General features: G+C 59.8%; 14 protein-coding genes. 5 read left to right on the top strand and 9 right to left on the bottom strand.

The annotated features are described in order from the left end of the window. Window positions 1-361: 361 nt before the first annotated feature. From JHD73_RS00170 to JHD73_RS00195, 6 genes are all read right to left on the bottom strand, one after another. Window positions 362-1,321 carry a hypothetical protein gene (locus JHD73_RS00170; RefSeq protein WP_199026595.1) on the bottom strand — a complete coding sequence of 320 codons (960 nt, stop codon included), beginning with the start codon at window positions 1,319-1,321 and terminating at the stop codon, window positions 362-364. An 85-nt stretch (window positions 1,322-1,406) separates the two neighbouring features. Then, complete coding sequence (locus JHD73_RS00175; RefSeq protein WP_199026596.1) at window positions 1,407-3,101, bottom strand: ShlB/FhaC/HecB family hemolysin secretion/activation protein; 1,695 nt, start codon at window positions 3,099-3,101, stop codon at window positions 1,407-1,409. A gap of 26 nt (window positions 3,102-3,127) precedes the next feature. Next, window positions 3,128-3,622, bottom strand: a complete 495-nt coding sequence (locus JHD73_RS00180; protein ID WP_368735486.1) for a hypothetical protein — start codon at window positions 3,620-3,622, stop codon at window positions 3,128-3,130. A 319-nt stretch (window positions 3,623-3,941) separates the two neighbouring features. Next, on the bottom strand, window positions 3,942-4,271 hold the full coding sequence (locus tag JHD73_RS00185; RefSeq protein ID WP_199026597.1) for a hypothetical protein: 330 nt from the start codon (window positions 4,269-4,271) through the stop codon (window positions 3,942-3,944). Window positions 4,272-4,627: 356 nt separating this feature from the next. Further along, window positions 4,628-14,788, bottom strand: coding sequence for a hemagglutinin repeat-containing protein (locus tag JHD73_RS00190; protein WP_233176710.1), 10,161 nt, complete (start codon window positions 14,786-14,788; stop codon window positions 4,628-4,630). A 778-nt stretch (window positions 14,789-15,566) separates the two neighbouring features. Further along, entirely contained in the window at window positions 15,567-15,887 is a 321-nt protein-coding gene (locus tag JHD73_RS00195; RefSeq protein ID WP_199026598.1) for a hypothetical protein, read from the bottom strand. Window positions 15,888-15,911: 24 nt separating this feature from the next. Between JHD73_RS00195 and JHD73_RS00200 the strand changes: the two genes are divergently transcribed. The 5 genes from JHD73_RS00200 (at window position 15,912) to JHD73_RS00220 (ending at window position 20,774) form a co-directional block, all read left to right on the top strand. Beyond that, window positions 15,912-17,114 carry a peptidoglycan-binding protein gene (locus JHD73_RS00200; protein WP_199026599.1) on the top strand — a complete coding sequence of 401 codons (1,203 nt, stop codon included), beginning with the start codon at window positions 15,912-15,914 and terminating at the stop codon, window positions 17,112-17,114. Window positions 17,115-17,171: 57 nt separating this feature from the next. Continuing rightward, a complete protein-coding gene (locus tag JHD73_RS00205) occupies window positions 17,172-17,774 on the top strand; it encodes a YkgJ family cysteine cluster protein (RefSeq protein ID WP_199026600.1) in 603 nt (200 codons plus the stop codon). A 194-nt stretch (window positions 17,775-17,968) separates the two neighbouring features. After that, the gene (locus tag JHD73_RS00210) at window positions 17,969-18,385 is read left to right on the top strand and encodes a hypothetical protein (RefSeq protein WP_199026601.1); all 417 of its coding nucleotides are present in this window, start codon (window positions 17,969-17,971) and stop codon (window positions 18,383-18,385) included. A 113-nt stretch (window positions 18,386-18,498) separates the two neighbouring features. Beyond that, window positions 18,499-19,893, top strand: coding sequence for a J domain-containing protein (locus JHD73_RS00215; protein ID WP_199026602.1), 1,395 nt, complete (start codon window positions 18,499-18,501; stop codon window positions 19,891-19,893). Further along, complete coding sequence (locus JHD73_RS00220) at window positions 19,890-20,774, top strand: hypothetical protein (RefSeq protein ID WP_199026603.1); 885 nt, start codon at window positions 19,890-19,892, stop codon at window positions 20,772-20,774. Before JHD73_RS00215 ends, JHD73_RS00220 begins: the two co-directional genes overlap by 4 nt. 28 nt (window positions 20,775-20,802) lie before the next feature. On the opposite strand, the gene JHD73_RS00225 is transcribed toward JHD73_RS00220, so the two are convergent. Genes JHD73_RS00225 through JHD73_RS00235 form a run of 3 tightly spaced genes read right to left on the bottom strand, consistent with a single transcriptional unit; the run spans window position 20,803 to window position 24,166 of the window. Next, window positions 20,803-22,734: a helix-hairpin-helix domain-containing protein gene (locus JHD73_RS00225; RefSeq protein WP_199026604.1), complete on the bottom strand. Its 1,932-nt coding sequence runs from the start codon at window positions 22,732-22,734 to the stop codon at window positions 20,803-20,805. Next, a complete protein-coding gene (locus JHD73_RS00230; RefSeq protein ID WP_233176711.1) occupies window positions 22,734-23,582 on the bottom strand; it encodes a PP2C family serine/threonine-protein phosphatase in 849 nt (282 codons plus the stop codon). The genes JHD73_RS00225 and JHD73_RS00230 overlap by 1 nt, the downstream gene beginning before the upstream one ends. Beyond that, a complete protein-coding gene (locus tag JHD73_RS00235) occupies window positions 23,492-24,166 on the bottom strand; it encodes a VWA domain-containing protein (protein WP_199026606.1) in 675 nt (224 codons plus the stop codon). Before JHD73_RS00235 ends, JHD73_RS00230 begins: the two co-directional genes overlap by 91 nt. Between the last annotated feature and the right edge of the window lie 144 nt (window positions 24,167-24,310).

A 24,310-nucleotide genomic window follows, 5' to 3' on the forward strand; every position in this document is an offset into this window, starting at 1 on the left:
TTCACATCGTGGTGACCATCGACCATGAACATGATGGACTACCCATTGAAGTGGCGACCATTGAGCTGAGGTCCGAGCTTGACGGCAACTGGTGCCTACAGTATGTATCGCACCCAACGCAAAGTTGCGGGCTTACAGCATCAATTGCGCCGCGCACGGACGACCTTGTCGCGTATGCACGTATGCATCGCCTATCACGGCTGCCCTCCACACTAAGTCCACTATGCGCACAAGACTTGGAGGACGAAGGCGTGGGTCCGCTGGCCATGCTAGACCTAAGGTGCGGGAATCATGCCCCTGTCGTCCCCTCAAAGTCCGACCTTGGCCAACTGGTGGCATTGGCGAGCCTCAAACCATCGCTTTAACGCTGATGTTGGTCAGTCCAATAAAGGTGGTCCAACGAGTCGACGACAAGCTCGAACTTCTCACACAGGAGTAGCGGCCGGCCGTAGGCATACCACTTGAGTTCTTGACCTGCTGCGGCAAGGCGCTCCAACTCCTCCAGCGCTCGCGAATGGCTGGTTGGGGCGTCAGGCATTAGCGTCCTCGCAAGCTTGACTTCGAATTCAGCGCTGTCGGCTTTGTTCTGTAGCTGTTTCGGCCAAGAATCCTTGTCCTTGATAATCAAGTAGTCACCTTCGGCTCGAACCGCACCTGAGCCGTAGTACACGCGCTCCACACGCCAGGGTTGGAGCTTGCTCCCTTGGAAAGCATTTCCGTACGTAACCTTGTGGCCGTAGAGCGACAAATCATAGGCATTGAGAGTCTCGCGAAAACTCTTGTTGTACTCGGCACTTCCTTTTTCGAGGCCGGCTGCGACAGCCTTGTCATATGCGTATTTCATTGCGCGCTTATAGGCATCGATGATGGCCCCAAGCTGAGAGGTGGTGTAGCAGCTCGGAATGGTGTCGTCTGCAGCAATCAGCCTACGGCGTCGAGCCACCTCAACCGCATCAGGGGGAGGGCCAAGCCCATCATCACCAGGCTTACGCACAATTGACGCTTTCCGCCGTTTCACCAAAGCTTCAGGCAGGTCGAGCTCTCCCTCGACCCTTCGCCTTGGCGCTTTGGATGCTCCGCTCACGCCACCATCCGTTCCCGCACCGACTTCGCCGTTGCAGCCATTGCGGTGGGTGGTTTCATTCGGCAGCTTGAAATGCGGGGCCTTCACGCATTCTGTAGTGATGCACCGGTCCTCGTAGCGGACTTCGCAGAACGGACAGCAATACGGGCCGTATGAGTCCCCCGTATCCCTAAAGAGGGACTTGAACTCTGAGGCAGTGCGCACCTCTCCGTACTTGTTCATGCCAAGCGAACTCAAACTGACCTCCTTCTACTTATTGCCATAGACACAATCTTTCCCAAATTTCCCGTCCCGTCCCGCCAAATAGGTGCGGGTCCGTCGATTAGAACTCCACGCCAACCTGAGCCATCACCGCTGGCTGCTGGCTTCGGAGTGCCGCCGGCTTATACAGTGGCCAGCCGAACGACACGTCGTAGTTGAACGCCAGCATAGGCCCCGACGGCACGCGTCCACGCACACCAACCACGGCGCCCACCAGCTTGTCACCAAGCAGGAACTCCGCACTGGGGCCATGCACCTTGCCCATGTCGACGCCGGCATAGATGGCTTGGCCTGCCACTCGCCAAGCCAGCTCGTTCCGCCAGAACCAGCCATCCTCAGCCGCCAGCGTCAGTTGACCATCGAAACCGCGCACGGTGTAGCGGTTGCCGATAGTGAAGTAGTCGCTTGGCAGCACGCGTGTGCGAGCGTGCTGGATAGACCAGTTGCTCGTGTACTCGAACACCTGGCTGGCCAGCTTGAAGGGCCAGTAAAGGCTCGCGTTGGCCGTCTCAACTTGTGAACGCCCGCCGTAGCCAGGGTCACCGACGACCACGCCCGGCACGTTGGAATGGTCGGGCAGTGTTTCTCGCCACGCAACGCCGCCGTCGAGCACCACCGGGCCAAGATAGTGGCGATGCGACATCGAGGCTTCATAGCCCACGACATCGCGACGCTGGACAGCAATTTCAGTGTCGTCCAGATAGTTGCGGTTGATTTTGCGGAAGAGCTTGAACTGCGCGCCGGTACGTGATGTCGCGTCACGGTACAGCACACCGCTGATGCCGGCATTCACCTCGGAGCTATTGCCGCTGTAGACGATGGGCTCTTCGAACCCCGCCACCGTTTGGTTGTAGCGCGAGCGATTGGCACCGACGAAGAGCGTGGCATAGCCGACCGGTACGCTCCAGTTGATGGAGTAGGAGCGCGTGCCCGCAGCGGTCGAGCCTCGGTCCGTATTGGAAGATGCGGAAATCGACAACTGGTCGTAGAGGTGCAGCGGCGAGTCGATGACCAGCGAACCGCTCATCTGGTACTTGCCGGTCGACTTCAGGCCCGTGTTGTCCGCTGACAGCGACGCGTGCCAGCGCTTGTCGGTACCCGGCTTGAGCACGATGTCCGACTCGCCGACGCGCTCACCAGGAACGATGTCGAAACTCGTCTGTGACTGGCCCGGCAGGCGACGAATGCTTTCCAGAGCCTGGTCCAAATCGCGCTGGTTCAACAGGTCTCCAGGGCCGGCAAGCAACACCATTCGTGCCCAGCCGATGTTGTCATCCGAAGCATTGCGGACAGCCCCGATGCGCCCCGGCAGCACTTTGAGCAGCAACGTGCCGCTGGCCAAGTTCTGCTTCGGAATAAGCACCCGCGAGGTGACGTAGCCACGCTCAATCAGGGCGTTGTTCGCCTGCAGTTCGATAGCCTCCAGCCCCTGCTTGCCAACACACTGGCCGTTGACGGGCTTGAGCAGGTCCGGCAGCCACGAGAAGACGTTGTCCTCCAGCACGATGCCCTGAATTTGGAAGCATGGTGTCTCCTTCGGCAGCGCAGACAGAGAGATTGCCTGTGCGGGTGCGGGTGGCGTAAAGACATCTGGGCGAGCGTTGGCACGCTCACGCGCTTGCTCGGCCTGCTGCTCTTGCAAGCGCTGGACTTCGGGGCCAGGGCCCGTAATGGGTGCAGGTGCGACTTGCGCGAGTGCGAGCGAACTAAGCGTGCCGACGTAGAGCGCGGCCGCGCGGGAAACAGCAGACAACATGATTTGGAATTGTTGGAGGGTACGGCTCAGTTAGTGCGACTGGAGATGGGTTGCTGCGTCGGGAAGCACTTTTCCTTGTTGAACTTCTCGACCTCTTGCGTAATCGGCTCCCCAGCCGCGTCGCTCATTTCGACTTTGCAGCCGCCAGGCGCACGCACGAAACGCAGCGTGACCTCGGCGCGGTCGAATGTGTAGACGTTCGGCACAAAACAATGCCACCACGTGGCGCCGTTTTCCCCTTGGTCGTAGATGTCAATCCGGACCGGCTCGCCGCGTGGCACCGCAAAGTTCGCGGCCTCCCGGTACGGCATCATGCCGTTTGGCTGCCATCCGATACGCTTGTCCGCTGGTTCACAGTTGCCCGGTTTCTCTGCAATCAGCATGTGCGCCGTGGAACTGTAGTCATTCTGGAATGTGACACGCGTGGTTTGTTCCGTCGGCAGTGTCGGCGCTTCGTACTTGCCAAAGATGAACCATCCACAGCCGGAAAGCATCGTGGTCGTGACGAGTACGGCGCCCACGACCGCAACTCTTGTGCTGCGTGGGCCGTGTAGGTTACTCCCAACCTGATTTTCCGCTCCGTGCCCCACTGCGGACGGTGCGTTAGACAGCGAAAACTTCACCTTCCAACCCCTCTCTTATCTTTTTGGTCTTCGCGATTTCTCACGAAGGACAGGACACTTAGGTATGCGGCGATGGCCATCGACCAGAACAAGCAGGCATAGGCCAACACCACAAACTGTTTGGTAGTTACAGCAAAACCCAAGGCTCGAAAGAACACCAATCCGGCCAGTAGCAGCCAAGGAAAGACGACTGCTTTGAGGACCAACCAACCAGCTCTCATTCCGGGCTGTCTTTCTTATGTTGGTACTGACGGCGAAGCAGCCGGACTGCGTGAATAACTTCCAGTGCCAGCCAAACCGCCCCAACGAGCGTCATGACAACGACGACACCGTGATGCTTTGCCTCACCCGGAACGACGCTATCGCTGTGGAGCACGTTCGCGTTGAGCCACAGCATCCAATCGCGAAGCCAGTAGGTGGCACCCATGATGGCCAAGCCGCAGGTCAAGCGAGAAGCAATGCCTTTCCAGCCTGGATGCTCCACTGCACGGTCAAGGGATGCGAATAGGTTCACTGAGATTCTCGTTTGCGCTTCTGCGTCTTCCATTGAAGAAACCCGAACCAAAGGGCAAATGCTAGTGACTGAAATCCACATACAAAGGCCAAGTAGATGACATGACGCTCCACCAGAGGAACACCAACTAAGTGGAGAAGAACTCCTCCGGCGAATAGCATCCATGGAGCGAGCACTGCGCTGCCCAGGTCAACCATTTTTCGCCCGTTCATCTTATTGGTGCCCCGTCGTCACAAAAGCTCTCCGCGGCTCAGCTGAACAAAAATTTTTTAGCTAGAAGTCCAAGAAACACTAACCAGAAGGCTGTGACCAAGACTATGTAAACCGTCCTGGACCGCTTGCCCATCTTTGCCCATGTTTCATCATCTGGGCCGCCTGGTGCTGCCATTTCAATTTCCTCCTGGTTTGAGAATTGGCGTGGAGTGACTGAACGGCGAGATGCCAAAGGAGAGCTTGCCTGGTAAAGCTGCTCCCAATTCGAGCGCCGTACTTCCTCCGTACGCGTGCGTCACAGCCATGTAAAGATTCACGTCCCACGGTGTGGGAACAGAAAGGTATGCTTGATTTCCGTCGCCGTATAGGAATGAGTTTGTGGAGGCCGCATCCCGACTTCCGAAAATCCATCCGACCGTACCCGCAAGGCCAGGCCTAAAAGACACCCCACGCGGGTCACTCTGGGCAACGCCGCCAGCAAGATAAGTTGTTCCATCATGCAAATTGACAAGGACACTGCCAGTTGCGGAAAGCGAGCCAGAGCCTACCGTTGCATAGTCCGGCGCCATCGGACTGGGTCCATTATTCGCTAGACCAGCGGCGCACTCTGCCGTAATGCAGCCATTCGGGGCCGGCGTGAACGGATTGATATTCGTTGACGTGGTACTTGCGCCAGACGGGGCACTGCTCCAACTGTACGGAGAACTTCCTCCGCCAGTGTTTGCGATAATGTAGGCCTTCAAACCATCGGACGGTTGGGCAATCGCATTTGTGTTCTGAACAAACGTCTTGCCGTCCGAGGTCTGCATGTAAGCGCCATCGTAGTATCCATTTGGATTCTTGCTAACATCGACAACAACGTTTGACCCAGCGTTCTCGCCCAGCGCTTTGTTGTTTGCCAAACGCAAAGCATCTGCCATCTGCTGCTCGGTGTAGACGCCGCCACTCTGGTCGGCAAGCTTCTTCGCTAGAGTCTGCTCTTTCGCTTTACTGTCCTCATGCAGTTGCCGGTTGAAACGGTCGACATTGGATGCAGAGAACGCACCGGCGTTGCCTCCAACCGCTCCACCAACGGCCGTGGCCAGAGCGTTGGATACGATATTGCCCAGAGCTTGGTCGACGGCATTGTTCCCCGTTGGATGAGCCCCTTCAATTGCGCCCGCCAACTCGTTGAGCTTGCCTCCGGCCAGTGAAGCGAGGCCGGCCCCCGCCCCGGAGGCCAACGCATTGCCACCGCCAATGCCGCCCACAATAGCGGCGCCGGCAGCCTGCATGCCAGCCCGCGCCCAGCCACCTTCCTTCCACGCATCTACGCCAGCCGTATCGCCTGCCGCTTCTGCAGCCGCCCTCTTGGCGTCCGCGTACGACCCGATGTCTCGTGCGATAGCCGCACCTGCCGCCTGTGCGGCTGCCATCGTGTCTGCTTGGTTGTTCAGTAGATTTTGCAGGTCCGGCGCCTTGCTAACCGTACCGTTCGCGGCGGTTGTGTCGCGGCTCAGGCTCGCGACATCCTGCTTTTGCTTGTCTTGGTTGGTAATAGTGATGGTGCCTTGCGAGACCGCACTGCGGGTTGTGGCGTTCTCGCTGCCGCTATCGTTCTGGCTTAGCATTGGAGCGCCACCTGCCACGCTCCGCCCCCCGGCGTTGTTGTAGGTGCTACCGCCGTTACCCATGGAGCCGCCCAGGCTGAAGCCGCTGCTACTCGCGTTGTAGTCAGAATGGTTCTGAACGTCCGAGAACGTAAGCGTGCCCGTGGTCAGTTGGTTCTTGTCTGGTGTCGCGGTACTGGCGATGACCGCGCCCTTGAGGTCCGTGTTGCCCTTGACGTTGATGTCAAAACCGCCGGCACCGGCCTGGATGCCAGACTGCTCGTTCACACCCGCATAGTTGCCGCTAGCGTTGCCGTTGCTGTGGCTAAAGCTGGCGCTTCCGCCGCCTTGGCTGATACTGAAACCACCACCCGAGCTCTCCTGGTGGGCAGTGCTACGGCTGGAGTCCTGTGTGCTAGCGAGATTCAGGTTGCCACCAATATCCGCGAGAACCTTGTTGGCGTTCACGTTGGCGCCAACGATATTGGTATCGCCGCCGCTTACGATAGTCACGGTGTCGCTGGCATTGATGTGCGAATTGTTCTGCGTCTGCGCATCCGAATTTGCATCGCCGTGCGCCTTCGACATCGAAGCCGACACGCCGAAGCCACCAGTGCCGTACGAAACGCCAATGCTCGCACTCTTGGATTCGTTCGTACTACGCGTGCTATCTGTATCCGTGCTGCCCTTCAGGTTGACCTGATTGTTGGCTTGCAACATCACGTTCTTCGCGTTGATGTCAGAACCAACGATGTTGATGTTCCCGCTACCGGGTGTACCGTCGCCCGTTGCCACAAACGCCGTCGTGCCGCCCGCCTTGATGCTGCTGCCGTTGTTCTGCGTACTGTCCTCTGTGAACGTCGTCTTGCTCGACGAGGAGCCCCAGCTCAGTTCAACCTTGGCTTCCGGTTTCTTGCCATCAGCCAGTGCACCAGCCGCACCCTTCGCTGCCCCAAAGACATCGCCCAGACCGTCAACCGCAGCAATCGCGTGCAATGTAGAGGCGCGGCTGCTCTGGCTGTTACCGGAAGCCTCGGCCTGCTGTTGAACGTTCTGGATGGCGTCAATGACCGGCGACTTGATTGCCAGTGTGAAGCCAGAGCTCTTGATTTCGTGTGTCTCGTCGTGGTGACGGTCGGTAGTCGCCGCGTCAATGGTTACGTTTTGGCCAATGCCCGTGACGTTCTGTGCCGCCACGACATCAGAGCCCGTGATGTGCAGGTCTTTGCCCGCCTGCATGTGAACGCTGCCATCCGTGCTGCCCACTAAGCTGCCTTGCGACCCTCGCACCGTATCGTTGGTCGTGTCGGTCGTTTGGTTGGTGCCATACGAGATGCCGGCGCCAGCACTACCCAGGCCGCTCTTCTTGACGTCCTTGAAGTGCGACTCGCTGGTGGCCGTATCCGCAGTCGTGATGGTCAGGTTGTTACCGGCTGCCAGATTCACGTCTCCTGTGCCAGCGATGGTCGCTGCCTTCGCCGTCAGGTCACGACCGGCAGCCACGGTCACCGTGTCGCCAGACAGTGTGGTGCCCACAGCGTTGGTCTGACCCGCCGAATCAATGGTGTGCGTGGTGTTGGACGACAGGAAGCCAGTTTCCTTCTGATAGTGCTCGTCACGAACGTCCTGGTGGCTCTGGCCTGCATTGAGGTTCACATCACGCCCCGCCGCCACCTGGATGCCGCCCGTCGTGGCGTTGGCGTACGCGGCCGTAGCGTTCACATCCTGACCCGCACCGATGGCAAGGTTGCCACCCGTCTGAATTTGCGTCCCCGCATCGGCATACGACGAGCGGTCTGAGCGATTCTTGTCACTCCAGACGACGTGCTCTTCATTCGACTGTCGCACCGCAGTCAGGTTGACATCGCGGTTGGCTGTGATAGTGGCATTGCCCGCGGTGTTGATGGCGACGGCCGCCAGATTGGCATCACGGCCAGCCTGGATGGACAGCGCACCGGCATCAATGCTCGCCACCTGGTTGATGTTCGTACCGGTGGTCGTGAGGTTCTTCGTCTGAACCGTCGTGCTGGTCAGGTTCACATCACGGCCGGCAGAAAGTAGCGCCTGGCCAGCCTGGATATGTCCGCCGAGGTTGTTGATGTCTTGCGTGGCTTGCGCCAGCAGCGTGCTGCCCGCCAACGTGCCGGTGTTGACGATGTTGTCGGCGGTGACCACCGTCACGTTGCGGCTGGCAATGGTGCCGCTATTCGTCGCGTCACCCTTGGCGTTGAAGCTGACGTTGTTGCCCGCCATCAACGTGCCGCCACCGGTGATGTCGGTGTCCTTGGCGCGCAGGTAGACCTGCGGCACCAGCACGTCCTGCTTGCTGCCATCTGCCAGCGTCACGGTCTGCTTGACCATCCAGACGATGTCGCTGGTGAGCTGCGCCATCTGCGCTTCGGTCAGCGCTGTGCCAACGTTCAAGCCAAACGCCTTGCCTGCAGCCGTACCGTTGGCCAGCAGCGCCTTGTACTCGTCTTCGTTGCTGGTGTAGTCGCCAACAAAGCGCTGCCCCGTGGCCCGGATGATTTGCTGCTGAATCAGTTGCTGCTCATAGAAGCCATCGCCAATGCGCTTGAGCGTGGCACCTGGGTCATTGCGGAACTGCGACAACATCGTGTCGCTCGACGTCCACTGCCGGAAGTTGGTGAAGCGCGGGTCGGTTTCCACCAGCACGCTGCTGCCCGGGTCGCTGATGATGCGGTAGAGGGCATTGTTCGGCAGCGTCAGGTTCGGCACCACGGTGCGGATGACAACGTTGCCGGGCAACGTCACGGAAGTCGTCGCAGCACTGATGGAGCCGCCAGCAGGTGTGGCAACCGACGATGTCTGGATATGCAGGACGCCGCTGTTTGGCACCGTCACCGACGCACCACCAGGCTGCACCGTGTCGACACCAATGGTCTTATAGTCGGCAACGGCCGCGCCGCTGCCATTACCCAGGCCCGCCTTGGTCGACACCGCAACGGATTTAACCGTGGGCTGGCTGTTCGGACCGGAGCCGTTGGTGGGGCTCACATCCAGTTGGTAGTTGGTCTGGATGGTCTGCCCTTGCCATGGGCTCAGGTTGTACTGGCGGTGGTCGGACGAGAATGCACCACCTCCGCCGACATAGGTGTATTGCGCGGTTCCGCTCGTCGTGACGGTTTGCGTACCCTGCATCCCAACGTTGACCGGCCGCGTGCCAATCACGTTACTACCAGTCAGGTCGCCGCCCGCCACCATCTGGCTGGCCACGTTGTTCACCACGCCGGCATTCAACGTCATGTTGCCACCGGACGTAATCATTCCAGGGTCGCTTTGCGTGACCACCGTGCGGGTAATCTGCTGCGTGCCGTCGTAGATGGTGAAGCTTTCGACCTGGCGATTGCGAAGGTCGGTGTTGAACGCCGTGATGGCGTTGTTCAGCACCTGGTATTGCGCAACGGCGGCATCGTGCCGCTGCTGCCACGCGGTCAGGTCTGCTTGATACTGCGCGTACTGCTGATAGGTGCTCGGGTCTGGCTGCGTGCCAATCTCCTGCGGCGGCGCGATGCCAAATACACCCCAGATGGCGTCCGTGGTCTTGTAGAGGAACTGCTCCGGATAGCTCGACACCGTGCAGGAATCCGCGCTGCAGGGCATCTCCGGCACATAGGCCACGGTGGGCTGACGCCCGTCGTTGGTGTAGTTGAACGGGGGCCCGAAGCGGTTGAACGGATATTGCGTGGACGGCAGCACCATGACGCCCAGACGCGAGTCGCCCAGCCACTGCCAATCCGTCCCAGGCGCGCTGGTGCCCGGGCCCGTCTGCATAAACATGACTGTGGTCGGGTCGATGTCCTGCGTCGAACCATTCAGGCGATACGACACGACGTGGGTACCCGGCGACGTCTGGTTTGTCGTCGCAAAGTGATTGTTCTGGTTGTTGATTTGCGCGGCCGCAATCGTCAGGTTGCCGTCGGCGTTGATGGTGGCCGAACCGTTGACGACATTCTGGGCTGAGCCAGTCGCGTGATTGCTGGCATCGAGCGCACCGCCAACACGCATGTTGCCAATCGCATAGATAAGCGCATGTTCCTGGTTGTTGAGCGTCTGCACACCCAGGTCCATGTCGCCACGGCTGGCGATGACGCCCGCCACGCCACTGCCGTTGACGGTGTTCGTCAGCGTGTTGGCAGAAATCGCGACCGAGTCCCCATACAAGCGGCCCGTATTGACGACGTTGTTCGCACGCACGACGGTCACACCACCGTCGATAAGGCCGTCGTTGGACAGCGTGCCCTGCGCAGTCAGCGTGTTCGATACGGTGCCAATCAGCTGGCCGCTCTGCGTGTTGATGATGTTGTTGGCCGACACCGCGAGGTTGCGGCCTGCGGACATCGTGCCCGTGTTGGTGACGTTACCCGTGGTCGTCACGGAGACGTCCTGCCCAGCCGCAAGCGTGCCGCTGTTGTTGTAGTCCGACTGCAGGTTCAGAGAGACGCTGCCTTGCGACTGCACGGTACCGTCACCGCTCATCTGACCCGCCGTCACGCCCACGCTCTTGGTGCCGTTCAGGTTGCCCTGGGTGTTCGTCAACGCAGCGGTCGCCTTGGCACCCACTGTCCCCGCCGACTGAATCGAGCCCTGCGTGTTGTTGATGGATGGCGCGGTGAGCTGTGTGTTCAGGTCCGAACGGATGGCACCGGCTGTGTTGTCAAGCGACGTTGCGGCGGTCAGTGCCACATTCGCGCCTTCCATCCCCGTGGTGGCCGTATTGGTGTCCTTGTTGAGCAGGTTGGCGCCGGATACTGTCAGCGTGCCGCCGGCGTGCATCAGGCCGGCCGAGTTGTCGACCGTCGTGCCGTTCACCGTCACGTCGCTGTTGGAAGCGACCTGGCCACCGGCATTGGTAAGCGTGCCGGTATTGACCGTCAGCACACCGTTGGAAACCAGTTTGCCTTGGTCGTTGGCCAGAGTCTGGCTCTGCACGTCCAGCGTGGTGTTCGACGAAATCGTGCCTTGCTGATTCGTCAGCGTGTTGGCGTTGACCGAGACGGCGTTGCCAATCACTGCGCCTTTGGTATCGGCCAGCGATTGGCTATGCGTCGTCAGGGTCGTACCCGCCTGCATCACGCCGCCGTTGGCGTTCGTGAGTGCACCCGCCGTTGCATCGAGCGCGGCGGTAGCGGCGATAGCGCCACCGGTGTTGTCCAGCACCCCAGTGCCGGTGTTGACGGTCACATTGCGACCGGACACCGTGCCGGCTTGGTTACCCAGGCTCGCTGCCTGAAGCTGAATGCCTTGCGTGGCAAGGAGCTTGCCGCCAGCGTTGGCGACGTTGCCTGTGCTCGTGAGTGTCAGCCCACCTTGACCGGAGCCGAGGATGCCACCGGCGGTGTTATCCAGACTCGCCACCGTCGCGTGCACATCACCAGTCGCGGCCAGCGTGCCACCCTGGTTGGTGACCGCGCCGGCGGTCAGTTGCAGCGTGTTCGCTGCAGAAACCTTGCCTGCCGAGTTGTCGAGTGCACCCGTACCGGTGTTGAGGGTGACGTTCTGGCCAGAGACCGTACCAGCCTGGTTGCCCATGCTGGCTGCCGCGAGCGTGGCGTCTTGGGCCGCGAGCAGCTTGCCGCCCGCGTTCCCGATGTTGCCCGTGCTGGTCACGTTCAGGGCACCGCCACTGGAGCCCAGAACGCCGGAGGTGTTATCCAGGCTCGCCACATTTGCGGTGATATTGCCTGCACCGGCCAGCGTGCCCAACTGGTTCACCAAGCTGCCGGCGGTCACATTGGCTACGCCGGAGGCGGACACCGTACCGCTGGTGTTATCGACGGTTCCCGTGCCGGTGTTGACCGTGAGATTGCGTGCGGAGATGGTGCCGCCTTGGTTGCCCAGGGCCGCCGCGTTGAGGGTCGCATCCTGGCCCGCAATGAGCTTGCCGTTGGCGCTGGCGATGTTGCCGGTGCTGTTGATGACGAGGTTGTTGGCGCTGGAGCCGAGTGCGCCACCGGTGTTGTCCAGGCTCGCCACCGTGGCCGTCATGTCCCCGGCAGAAGCAAGCGTACCGCCACGGTTGACGAGGCTGCCTGCCGTCAGGTCTGCCGTTCCGGAGGCGGAGACTTGCCCATTGGTGTTGTCGACCGTGCCGGCCCCTGTGTTCACCAAGAGGTTGCGCGCTGAGATGGCACCACCTTGGTTGCTCAAGCTCGCGGCGTTGAATGTCGCGTCCTGAGCGGCAATCAGCTTGCCGTTCGTGCTCGTGATGGCGCCGCTGCTGTCGACCTTCAGATTGCCGGTGCTGGAGCCCAGCACGCCCGACGTGTTATCCAGGCTCGCGACGGTGGCGTGGACGTTGCCATTGGCGGCGAGCGTGCCACCCTGGTTGACCAGGCTACCCGCTTGAACGTTGGCCGCGCCCGATGCCGACACCGTGCCATTGGTGTTATCGACAGTCCCGGTTCCAGCGTTGAGCGACAGATTGCGGCCGGAAACGGTGCCCGCCTGGTTGCCAATCGCCGCCGCATTCAAGGTGACATCCTGCGCGGCGACGAGCTTGCCGCCGCTCGCGTTGGCAATCGAACCCGTGCTATTGACGGTCAGGTTGCCAGTGTTGGAGCCCAGCGCACCACCGGTGTTGTCCACGCTGGCGACCGTCGTGGTCACATCTCCGGTAGCGGCGAGTGTGCCGCCACGGTTGACGAGGTTGCCAGCCTGGACGTTGGCCGTACCCGAGGCAGCCATCGAGCCGCCCGTGTTGTCTACGGCGCCCGTACCCGTGTTGAGCGAAAGATTACGCGCCGAAACCGCACCGGCCTGATTGCCAAGGCTCGTGCCCGCAAGCGTCACATCCTGCGCAGCGACCAACTTGCCGCCTGCGTTCGTGATGGCGCCGCTGCTGTTGACGTTCAAGGTACCGCTGCTGGAGCCAAGCACGCCCGAGGTGTTGTCCAGGCTGGCCACGTGGGTAGAAACGTTTCCGGCTGCAGCAAGCGTGCCACCCTGGTTGACGAGGCTACCGGCCGTGACGTTTGCGGCGCCCGCGGCGGAAACCGTACCGCCAGTGTTATCGACTGCGCCAGTTCCAGTGTTCAGGGAGAGATTCTGGGCCGACACCGTGCCGCCCTGGTTGCCCAAGCTGCCGCCGGTAATGGAGACGTCTTGTGCTGCGACCAACTTGCCCTTGGCATTGGTGATGTCACCGGTGCTGTTGACGGTGAGGCTGCCGCTATTCGAGCCGAGTGCACCAGAGGTGTTGTCAAGCGAACCGGTGGTGATGTTCGTACTGCCGGTTGAAGCCAGCAAACCACTCTGGTTGACGACGCGCTGCGCACCAACCTGCAGCGTGCTATTCGACGAGAGGCTGCCCGCTGTGTTGTCCAGCGTGCCGGCGGCCTGGACGGTTACGCTGCCGCCCGAAATGGTCGCGCTACGCGTGGAAACATCGCCCGTAGCGGACAGCGAGACCGAGCCTTGCGTCGCGACGTTGCCGTTGCTCGCATCAATGCTCGCGCCGGTCACGCCGATGCTTCGGCCTGCCAGCAGATTGCCGCTATTGCGCACAGTACCCGTTGCGTTCAATGCCACGGCGCCCGGCTGCGTGACATTGCCGCTCGTATCGACGCCCGCACCAATCGTGCCGCTATTGGCGATTTGCAGCCCGGTGATGGTTGCATTGCCACCGGCAACCAAGGTGCCACTGTTGCTCGTGCTACCGGACACCGTCACGTTGCCGGGGCTCGTGACAACGCCTTGGTTGTTGATGTTGGGTGCCGAGATGCTGGCATCCGCCGCACTCTGTACACGCCCCGTCGGCGTGATGGTCACATCGCCGTTGGCAGCCAAGCTCAGGCTGCCGGTGAGTGCAGCCAGGTTGCCGCCAATGTTGACGCCCAGCCCTTGCTCGGTACCAATCAGTCGCGTGGCACCACCACCGTACATGCTGCCCAGTTGGCCGACGTCGATGGCGACTTGCGGTGCCGGGCCGACGCCTGCAATCGCCGTGGGCGTGAGGCTGCCGTAATCAACGTTGTTGGCACCCGCCACCGCATTGAGACGCTCAGCCCACACCTGACCGTTGATAGCCATCGCACGGGACAACAGGTCGAGCTGCGCACCGCGTGCATCGAGCCCCGCGCCATTGACGGTGATTTGCCCCTGCTGGACCGAGATGCTGGAGATGTTGCCCAACGCATCGAAGTTCGGCGTGCCAGTCGTCAACGTGACACGAGGCGCCTGGATGAACGAACAGCCCGCACAGGTGATACCCGCTGGGTTCGCCACGATAAGGCTGGCTTGGTTGCCTGCGATTTCCGTGGGGCCTGCCAGCACCGACGGATTGCCACTGGTGACCTGGTTCAGGATGACGCGCGCGGCGCTATTGCCCAGGAACGGGTTGCCCTGTACCCAGCCGGCGATTTGCGTCTGGGAGTTCTGGCCGCTGTTGTTGAGCACAACGCCGGCCTGGCCAACGTTGTAGTTCGTGAACGAGTTGGCGCTGACGCCAGCTGCTGACGGCGCATTGATGTTGACGACCGGCGTGCCGTTCGCGGCAACCCCGACTACTGGATGCGGACCGGGAGCACCGCGGTCCGGCGTCAGTGATTGTGCGTTCAGACCCGGCGCTGCCAGTGCGGCCACGGCGGTCAGCGTCAGCGCGGAGGCCCGGCGGCTGGCTCGGCTGCCGGAGTTGCGCCCCTTGCCTGTGCTCCTCGCCGATTCCTCAACTGCAACCAGCATGCCGCGTGCGGCATTGAAGACGGTTCGGTAGCACTTCGCGTTCATGACAGTCCGGCGATGTAATTTTTACGAAGGCCGGATTTTAAGCAGCAACCTCTTCACAATGTGTTGTAACGGCCCACATTTTCAATATTTGATAATCGAACTTCTTTAATCAGAATTCAGGATTTTCTAATTCTCAAAAATACCCTCCTAGCGGGGTAATTCGAACGAATGGAAGTCCGCCGGTTGCCACGTCAGGGGTGCAATTTGTTGGCGCCCCCCTCGAAAGCGGGGTGTCGCGCGGACTTGCGAGAACCCTATAACGTCTCCCTCAAATAATCGCCCGCGTGGACGATAAATCATTTGCTTGCGACAACTCGCGAATATCGAATCCCCATCGGGATGTCGCCCGCTCAACCAAGAAGAGCGGCCTAGACTGCGCCGATAACCGAATGCGCGACCAGTGTTGAATAGCCTGGCCGAGAAATAGAACTACACCAAACACCTCGTCTCAATGTCCTCCGTTTTGCGCACCGCAGTTGGAAAGAAGCTGTTTGACTCACTGGGCGAACTGCTCGTTGGCAATCATCTTGAGCAGAGGGAACTCACGGTTTCCGAAGAGCGCCACGAGCGCTATATGGCCACTTGCTTGGTGACTTGGTGCTTCGACCATGAGCTCACAGAAAACACCGTGGCCGGCAACGCAGCCCTTGCGGACCGACACTTTGGCTACAACACGTCAGCGTTGAACACTCACGTGTCGGGGCTCTGCCGTGAAGCCCATAACAATCGGGACCTACGCGGCCGATTCATGCAGCGCATCGATACGGATGAGGCCGATTCACTGGAGCACTCCCATCACAACCAACTGGTCCATGACTTCGGTGCCTTTACGGTGCACCGAGGTTGTCAGCCGTGTGGTGGTGACGGCCGCGTTCGCTGCTCTGGATGCGGAGGCAACGGCAAACGGCGCTGTGGAAGTTGCGGTGGGGGTGGTACGCACACGCGCATGGTTACCCACACCCGCTGGAATGGTCGGCACAACCAGACGTACACGCAGTCGGTGCAGGAGACGTGCGGTGGATGTGGCGGCTTTGGCAAAGTCGTGTGCACGAGTTGCGGTGGGTCCGGTAAGCAACGTTGCACCGCCTGTGACGGACACGGCCGCTTTACTGATACAACGCATGTGAAGGCCATCGCCAAGCCGGCGTGGCATGTGCCCGCGCTTTCCGGTCTCTCCGGGGCAGCATTGACACACGCCCTGCGCCGATATGGTCCTCAGCATGCTCGTCGGCTTGTCGCGCTCGAACTGGCTGAAACGGGCTACAACGATGAGGACAACTGGGTTGTGCACTACGTTGGCGAGGCCGAGGTCGTTGAGCTTGATGTCAAGGTGAAAGCGACGCCATACACGGTCGCAAGCGTTGGCTCTCAAGTAACGCCGATTGTTACGCCCCCCATTTTCGACCAGTTGCTGGCGACAGAGCTGGCGCATGCCGTCAGTGCCCAAGGCACGAAGCGCCTTTCGGTGCGGCAGGCACGGCGGCTGTTCGGTGAGTATTGCGCTGTCCCCGTGCTGGATGCAGGGCTCAGGGCGATTGCGAAGCTGCCGAAAGACCAGCTCGGCGACAGCCATACCGCACTTCGGAATGTTGCCCGAGGGTTCATTTCTGTGGATGCAGCCGCCACGATTGGCAACTCCGTCCGCAAAGTTCTGGACAAGGTTTCTCCGGCGAACTCCAAGGGAGCTTGGGGTTTAGTCGTGTCTGCGCCCATTCTGCTCGGTTTTGCTTTCGCTGCCGACAGCTTCTACATGCGAACCACCCTGAGTGCCGGCAGCGTTGTGGGCGGCATTGTGCTGGGCGCTACCGCTGCGGTTCTTGGAACGCTCATCGTCTCGCCCGCCGCATGGGCACTCAGTGCGAGTGTGAGCGCTGTTGCCCGCAGACGTGTTCCCAAGTCCTACCGCCAGCGCGGTCGAAACTGGGCGCCGCTAAAAGCGGCGTGCCTGGCCGGAGCCGTAGCAGGCCTGCTCGGCGCAGGCTATGGGGTTCTTGGCACATACCAATGGGTGCCTCGCGTTCGTGATGCGGCAGCACCGGCAGCGAGCTGGCTTGTCCACCATGCGCAACCCAGTTCACCACTTCATATTTTCGGTACCTACTGGCTTCCTCCCGTGGTGGCGGCAATGCCGGTTATTCGGCAAACGGAAGCAGAGATGTATCGCGACGTACAGCGGTTGCTCATTGCGCGCGGCTACCTAAAGGGGCAGGCAGATGGCAACCCTGGCCCGCGGACACAGGCAGCCATCACCAGGTATCGAGAGCGACAACGCATTTATGGGCCAATGTCGACCGAACAGCTCTTGATGCATCTTCGCACTCACTGAGCACCGTACCGTGTTCATGAAAAGGCGGAGCAATAACCACTGAGGGGGCAGGAACCTATGACTAAGAAGGATGCTATCGGGTCGACCAATGCGGAGCAGGCGTACGCCGAGGCGCTGCAACAGCAAGACCTGTTCATGGCCAGCGTTTCTCCAGAATTGCTTCAAGAGGAGGACGCGATTGCACGGACGGTCGGCTTGATGAACAGCGGGGCTCGTTCCAAACTGCGCAAGGTGTACGCCTTAGTCGACAAGCTTGTCGACGCGGCTGGTCCATTCGTAGCTTGTGAACGTGGTTGCAGTGCCTGTTGCCATATCAACATCAGCATCACAGAGACGGAGGCACAGATTATCGAAGCACAAACGGGCCGACGATACACACGACTGCCAGCGCCGGTTCGACATCCTGAGGGGAAGTTCACAGGAGCGCCCTGTCCATTCCTGGCAGATGGCGCTTGTTCAATATATTCAGTCCGCCCTTTTGTGTGCCGGCACCATTTGTCCTTCAATCTGGACGCGTATTGGTGTGCGCCTGAGAGAGCGCACTTGGCAAACATGCCAATGGTTTCCTTCGGCGCCGCGAAAGAGGCTTACCGCGAAGTCACTCGGCTACACACAAGCGGGGTGTATGGCGACATCCGAGATTTCTTTCCGGCGGTTTGAGGTAATTCGCAGCAGGCGCTTGCGTCGCAGCGTTTAGGATGCTTCGCACGATTTGCTCTTGAAACGGCAACCCCTAAGCACGTCGCGCAGCGTCAGGCGACAAGATTGCGACCAGCATGACACTCCCGACCTCTAGCGCATGGATGCACATGCCTCAGACTGAAGTGCAATGACAGCCCTCATACGGAGCTCATATGTTCTCATTCAGCATGTTCAAAAGCCTGGACAAAATGGCCTTTGTTTTGTTGATTCCACTTTGCGCCATCGCCATGATGATTGACCATCCGTTGTCCAGCTTCCATCAGCCGAACTCCATGTCGAATTGGCTCGGCTGGTTTCTTTTGATGTGTTTGTCCGCTGCAATCCTGGTCTACATCGTTGATAGCTGCATTGTGTACGTGGACGTTCGCATCTTCGAAGACCAAGCAATGCTTTTTGCGGGATTGCTCTTCCTGGCTTTCTCGCTGTACGGTGTTTCCAACTTCTACCACCAGTTGCCGCCATCGCCTTTCGGAGCGGCTTGGCATTTGACGGCTGGGTGCTACGGCTTCACCCTTCTTAGGCGGAATGCTCCGACAACGCCTTCGAGCGATAAGGGAAAGACACCCTAACTGGCACCGGGGCGAAAGCAACTGCTCGCCCCCGCCGTGGCTCGAGCCGGTAGGGCTTCCGCGGAGAACAAAAACAACATTGCCACGACATGAAGGCATGAGGAAAAAGGCGCATGACGGACAACTACTACGGCGTGTTGGGCGTACGGGAAAACGCGTCAGCTGCCGAAATCAAGTCTGCTTACCGCCAAGCTGCTGCACAAGTGCATCCAGTGCATGACAACAGCGCCTCTTACCAGTTCTCAAAGCTGGCACAGGCCTACGCTGTCCTCGGCAATGACACCGCTCGCAACGCATACGATTTGCGCAGACGTTCGACTGGGCCCAGCCGCTACCAGAGCGCTCCAGCGAACAACATTGACCCAGAGGACACCTTCGCACGAAGCATGGTCGAGTGGGCAGTAGAGTTGCGGGGACAAGGCAGCACCGCCGCGCAGGTTCACAGCAGACTCGTATCGCATCGGTGCCCTGCGTCGATAGCGGATGCGGTTGCCGGATTGTTCGATACCAGTACGCACGGAGCTCATAGTCAGGCACCGGCTGGTGCAGGCCCGATAGGCTTTAACTTTAGCAATCTGCCGGTCATTGTTGGCATTGTGGGAATCTTGGGGTTGCTAGCCTTTTTCGCAGCGCGAGAGCCCAGCAAACCGCGCGACGAGTCCATTGTGGTGCCAAGCAAGAATGCTCCGGTCGTGGCCACAAGCACACCAGCGGCAGAGCCCAGACCCTTTGGCTTCCTGACGGGGGCCAAAGCCCTCAAAGATTTGGATGCAGCTACAGGCGCGGCAACACGTGCTGCCGCTTCTTTTCGCTTTCCCAAGGGGAATAGCTTGCCCGCCGTGGATAGTGGCCTCTTTAAGAGCACCGTGGCGGCCAAGATACCAATCCCTTATGGCTCGCGCACCCTGTACCTGCTACAGGCCGTCCCAATCCAGAACGAGCAGTACGACTGTCACGCATGTGCAGTGGCTGTGTCGGCGCTAATCACGTCTCACTCGAAGACAGGCGAAGAAGTCCTCGCGGGACCAATCCAAGACCTTGGAATGATGGGCTCGTGGGGTACCTACGACCTATCCAGCATCGTGCTTGTCGAAGTAGGAAAGAAGCGGCCTGGCTTGGTCTTTCGCCACTCTTGGGCTGGCCAAGGCGAGTACGGTAGTGCGGTCGAAATCTTCGGCATTGAAGGAAAAGGGCTTCGCCGGTTGGGCCAATTTGACACGGGCGCCGATTCGACAGGAGCGTTTTTCTGCCAGGAAAAGAAAGCGGCATGCGAGAAGTATGACGTGAAGGTGCGGTTCGTCCGAGGAGGTAGCACCTATTTTCCGGTGGAGTTGACCACGGTGGGCATCAAGCGCGGTCCCGATGGCATCGCTTTGCCGACCAGTGAAACCAGAGTCATGAAATTCAACGGCAAGGCGTACGTGCAGGAGGGCTCGGACCCGGACCCCGCTCAGTCCGCGAGTGATGCCGCTGTTCCGGCTCAGAGTGCTCCGGGAGGGGCGCCATGAGGACCTTCGTACGCGTGCTTTGCTGCATGACTATAGCGTTCGCGTTTTGGTCGAATGCAGCATCCGCACAAACCGACCACAATCTTGCGACCTGCCTCTCGGGCAAGTATCCCTCGCTATGCAGGCACGAACAGCTTAGTCCCGAACAACTGGATGCTGCGCGCCGCGCGGAGCTGATACAGAACTACGCCAAATGCCTTGATGGGCGCTATCCCGCTCTTTGCCGGCATGAGGACCTAACCGCCGACCAGGCCGCGGCCGTCGACGAGGCGGAACGACGTGCAAACTATGCTACCTGCATTCAGGGAAAGTATCTGGCACTTTGCGACCACCGTCGGCTCACACCAATGCAACGTATCGAAGTTGACCGGGCGGAACGTGAAGAAAACTTACGCGTGTGCTTGCAAGGCCGGTACATCGCACTATGCAGGCATCAAGATTTGACCCCGGACCAAGCGAACGCGGTTAGGGAGGCGGAGCACCAGGAAAATCGACGCGTTTGTGCGAGCTCATACGGCCAGTTCACCTGCCGTAAGGATTGGTTGGCACAGGATGCGCAGCAGGCTGCGAACGCGGCCGCCGCGCTACGGGCCGCTCAACCGACTGCCGAGTCAACTCAGTTAGCGCCACAGCAACACACTACGCCACCATTGGCGGCAGTAGCCAAGTCTCCGAAAGCACCGCGGTGTGCATCATTCTGGGTTGGCGCTGTGGACCGGCAGGGAAACTACATCTACCTATCGGATTACACCAAGCTGGTACCCGTTCAAGTCGCGGACAAACCAAAGTTGGCCACCTGGCAGCGCGGGCAGGATGTTGAACTGTGTGATGGCACGCTGACCAACAAAGGGACGGCCCAGAGCGTCACCGTCTCCGAGTGATGGCACTGCGTTACGCCGGCCGTCCGCCCTACGCGATAGCGCGATAATCCGCTTCGGCTTGAGCTACCTGCAAGTTTGCGTTGCTCACTACCTCACGCATTAGATTGCGCTCTTGCTCAATGCGCAGTCGCTCGCGTTTGAGCAGTTCAGGCCCAGCGGTAAGTTGGGATTCGAGTTGCCGCTTGAGCTGAGTGTAGCGTTGTTGCAGCCGTCCCAAGTCTGCTGGGTCAATGCCCCTGCTTGGGTCAAATACGAAGCGGCTCTCAATGCGTTTGCGCCAATTCATCAGTTCGCCCGTCAACCGCTCACCGAACCCTTTGATGGCACGCACTTGGTGGTACGACACATCCGCCGCTGTTTCGATGCCGAAAGACGCCAAGGTCGACTTGCGCGTCGGTCCAACCCCCGGGATGTCGTAGTCCGAGATAAAAAATTGCTCCAGGAACCGGCGGAGTTGCAGTTCACGCGCATTTTTCTGTAGTTGGACCTTGTCCGCGGCAAATTTGTTGGAAAGCTCCTCATACTCCTGCCGCGCTTTCCTAAGCAGGTCTATCTTGTCTTGAAACGCCTTGTCGGTCGCAATCTCCGCCCACTGAGCCCATGCCGCTGTCGCAACTTGTTTTGCTGTTTTCAGCGTGTCCTTTCTTCGACTGAGCTCTGGACCAACATTGCTCTTCCAAAGGAAGAGCCAGCCGCATAAGAACAAGGAAAGGAAGGCCATCGATGGGCTGACCGCCACGCAGCCTACGAAGATGAGTACCGCGACAACGCGGCGAATGATTTGCCACGTACGTGCCTCTCGCACTTCGGGCGGCAGAGGCTTTGGCACTAGCCCGGTTGGTGCAACGACGGCCGGGGTTGGCGCAGTGCCAGGTGTTTGCACCGCCAGGATGGCGGCCCAAACGCGACTAAGGTCGAATGTCGACGCATTGGCTCCCGGCGTGGTGATAAGGCCTACGAAGAAGATGATGTTGGCGCGCTGTTCGATTTCGCACCACGGGCAACCAGAGTGGCCGCCGTAATACTTGTGGGCGCTATCCGCGGTACAAGCGCGAAGCTGGGATTTCACGCCGTCTAGGGCTGCCACCCAGTTGGCGGCAGTGGGTCGCCCGGATTTCGCACCGACCTCCGTGAATGCTTGCTCGAACATTGCCGCCATCTCGGGTGGCAGTATTTCCGGTCCGACAGTGTTAGGGGGAGGTAACAACCCACGGCTACCGGCAGGCGCTGTAAACGCATACCGGAACTCCTGAATGGCGCGCTCCTGTGGCATATCCCCACTGCCTGTGTAGCGACCGGAGTACGGATGTCGCCCCATGAGCAGAAGGTGGAATACCAACAACGCTAAGCCAAAGTTGTCGTGATTGGCCGTGCGGAGCACGTCTCGGAAGCTGGACCGTCCCTGCAACTCCGGCGCTGTAAAGTTTGGCACGCCGACCTCGCACAGGAATGGCGAGTTACCGTTCGGAATTTGGAAGGAGTCGCAGTCGATAAGGCGTGCAAGAGAGTTACGGCCTACGAACACCGAGTTCGGGTTGATGTCGCCGATAACACAACCTGAACCATGGACAGTCGTGAATGCCGCTGCAACGTTGCGCGCGGTGTGCACAAGGAAGGCCCAGTCAGCGTTGGGAAACCGTTGCTTGCGATGACCTGGTCCGTAGAGGTGGTGTAGCGGCTCCGCAAACTGAGCCTTCGGCATAAGGAAGCCGCGAATAGGGCCACCCGCTTTAGGGTGCAAGGTCTGCAGCGGCCACGCAGCGACCGCCTTGAGCTTGTCGTCGACGCGGGCCACCATGGTCCGTAGCTTCGCCTGCTTGTCCTGGGATAGCGCCTCGTGATAGACCTTGGCGACGATTTCTGTGCCAATCCCAGGCACTTCGAATACCGTGCCTTCGCCGCCCCGGCCCAACTCTTTTCCCAACGCGATGCGCTGGCCTTGCCCGTCAAATAGCTCCATCAGACAGTCCTACGGGTGGCCAATATCAAAGTCTTGTCATCGTCCGTTCGCTCATTGACCTGGGGGCTGTTGAGGAACTGCCCGAGCTGTGTGCTAAGGCCCTCACACTCGCTCGACTGCGTGCGGCGGAGCACGCTAAACATTGGTTCGAAGAATGGTTGATGCGGGAGTTTCGTTTCAAAGGCCAAAGCTAAACGCTGCAGCCCATCGCTAAACAAGGCAATCTCTTCAACGTCCACGTGCGCACTTGCGATAGTAAGGTTCTCCAACGCATCGTCATCCGTCACGAAGTGGGTCATGTTTGCGTAGGGGCCTGCGTCTGGCCAGAAGACGACTCCTTGGACGGCGGGGCTCGTGACAACGATGGCGCCGTCGCCCACTTGAAAGAACAATGCGCTACCCTGGCCAACAATGGCACCAAGCAGTGTGCACGCGTAATCACGAGCCGTCGCGCCCACTGCGTCTGCCGCCTTTTGGACAGCTGCCTGCACACCGGCCACCCAGTCGCCGACATCAGAGTCACACACGCCTACACCGCGCGCAACGGTTGCCTCAATGCAGGCCATCGCGGTAGTGCAAGCAAGGTCAGAGCCCTGCTCAGCGTACCGTGCGCTGCCGGCACCGTCCGATACTAGGCACACCAAGTACTCGGCACCATCGGGAGCCTTCAGGCTGTCGACAAAGCACGTGTCTTGGCAGGGGTGGCCGCCAGCCAGATGAGAGGTGCCGATTGCACTGGCGTTGATGACTCGCCAAGTCACACCACCTCCCAGCCAGTGCGGGCTGGAAGCGTGACCGCGGTTCCCACCGTGGACTGCGATACGGACTTCATCGAGTTCGAAAGCCATTGGAATAGCTCTCGGAATTTGAGTCCGTTGAGTTTGAGCGGCTCTCGAACGGAAATCTGTTTCAGCACGTCCATGTTCGCACCATCGACCGCTACGGCGAAGAATGCGAACGACTTCGATGCCTCTCCTTCACGGACAAGTGCTGCAGCGGATTGCCATTCATCTGTCGGGCCGCCATCGGTGATAAGAAACACCCAGGGACGATAGAACGAGATGCCGTTTGCTCGATACTCGTCCTTCCGTTGACGCAGCAGCTCAAGGCCCTGTCGGATGGCCGAGCCCATGGGCGTGTCTCCCGTGGCCTCCAGATGAGGCGGGATGAAGTTCGGCGCGGTCTGGAAAGTATTGCGGACTTGGGTCGGACCAAAAGTCACGACTGCAATTTCCACGCGCTTCATTGCCAGTGAATCTGCGGCCAACTCGTCTTTGAAAGCAACAACTCCAGCATTCAGTTCCGTAATGGCGGAGCCGGCCATGGAGGCGGACGTATCAAGCAGCAGCAGGCATGGACAACGCGGTTCCGGATTATCAGCGAAGCTATCAGTGCCGAATGGCACCTGTAAAGCAAACTCGTTCTCGGACATTGCACTCCCCTCCTGACATATTGGACTGCCATCATAGCCAGTGCAGCGGTGTCGGGAAAGATGCTCGAATTGGTACCCCTACGATAGGAGTAAGTCCTGGCCCCGTAACCGTCAACAGACATCCGGAAAGTAATACTTCCAGCA

Source organism: Ralstonia sp. ASV6, assembly GCF_016429285.1.
GTDB classification, from domain to species: Bacteria; Pseudomonadota; Gammaproteobacteria; order Burkholderiales; family Burkholderiaceae; genus Ralstonia; species Ralstonia flaminis.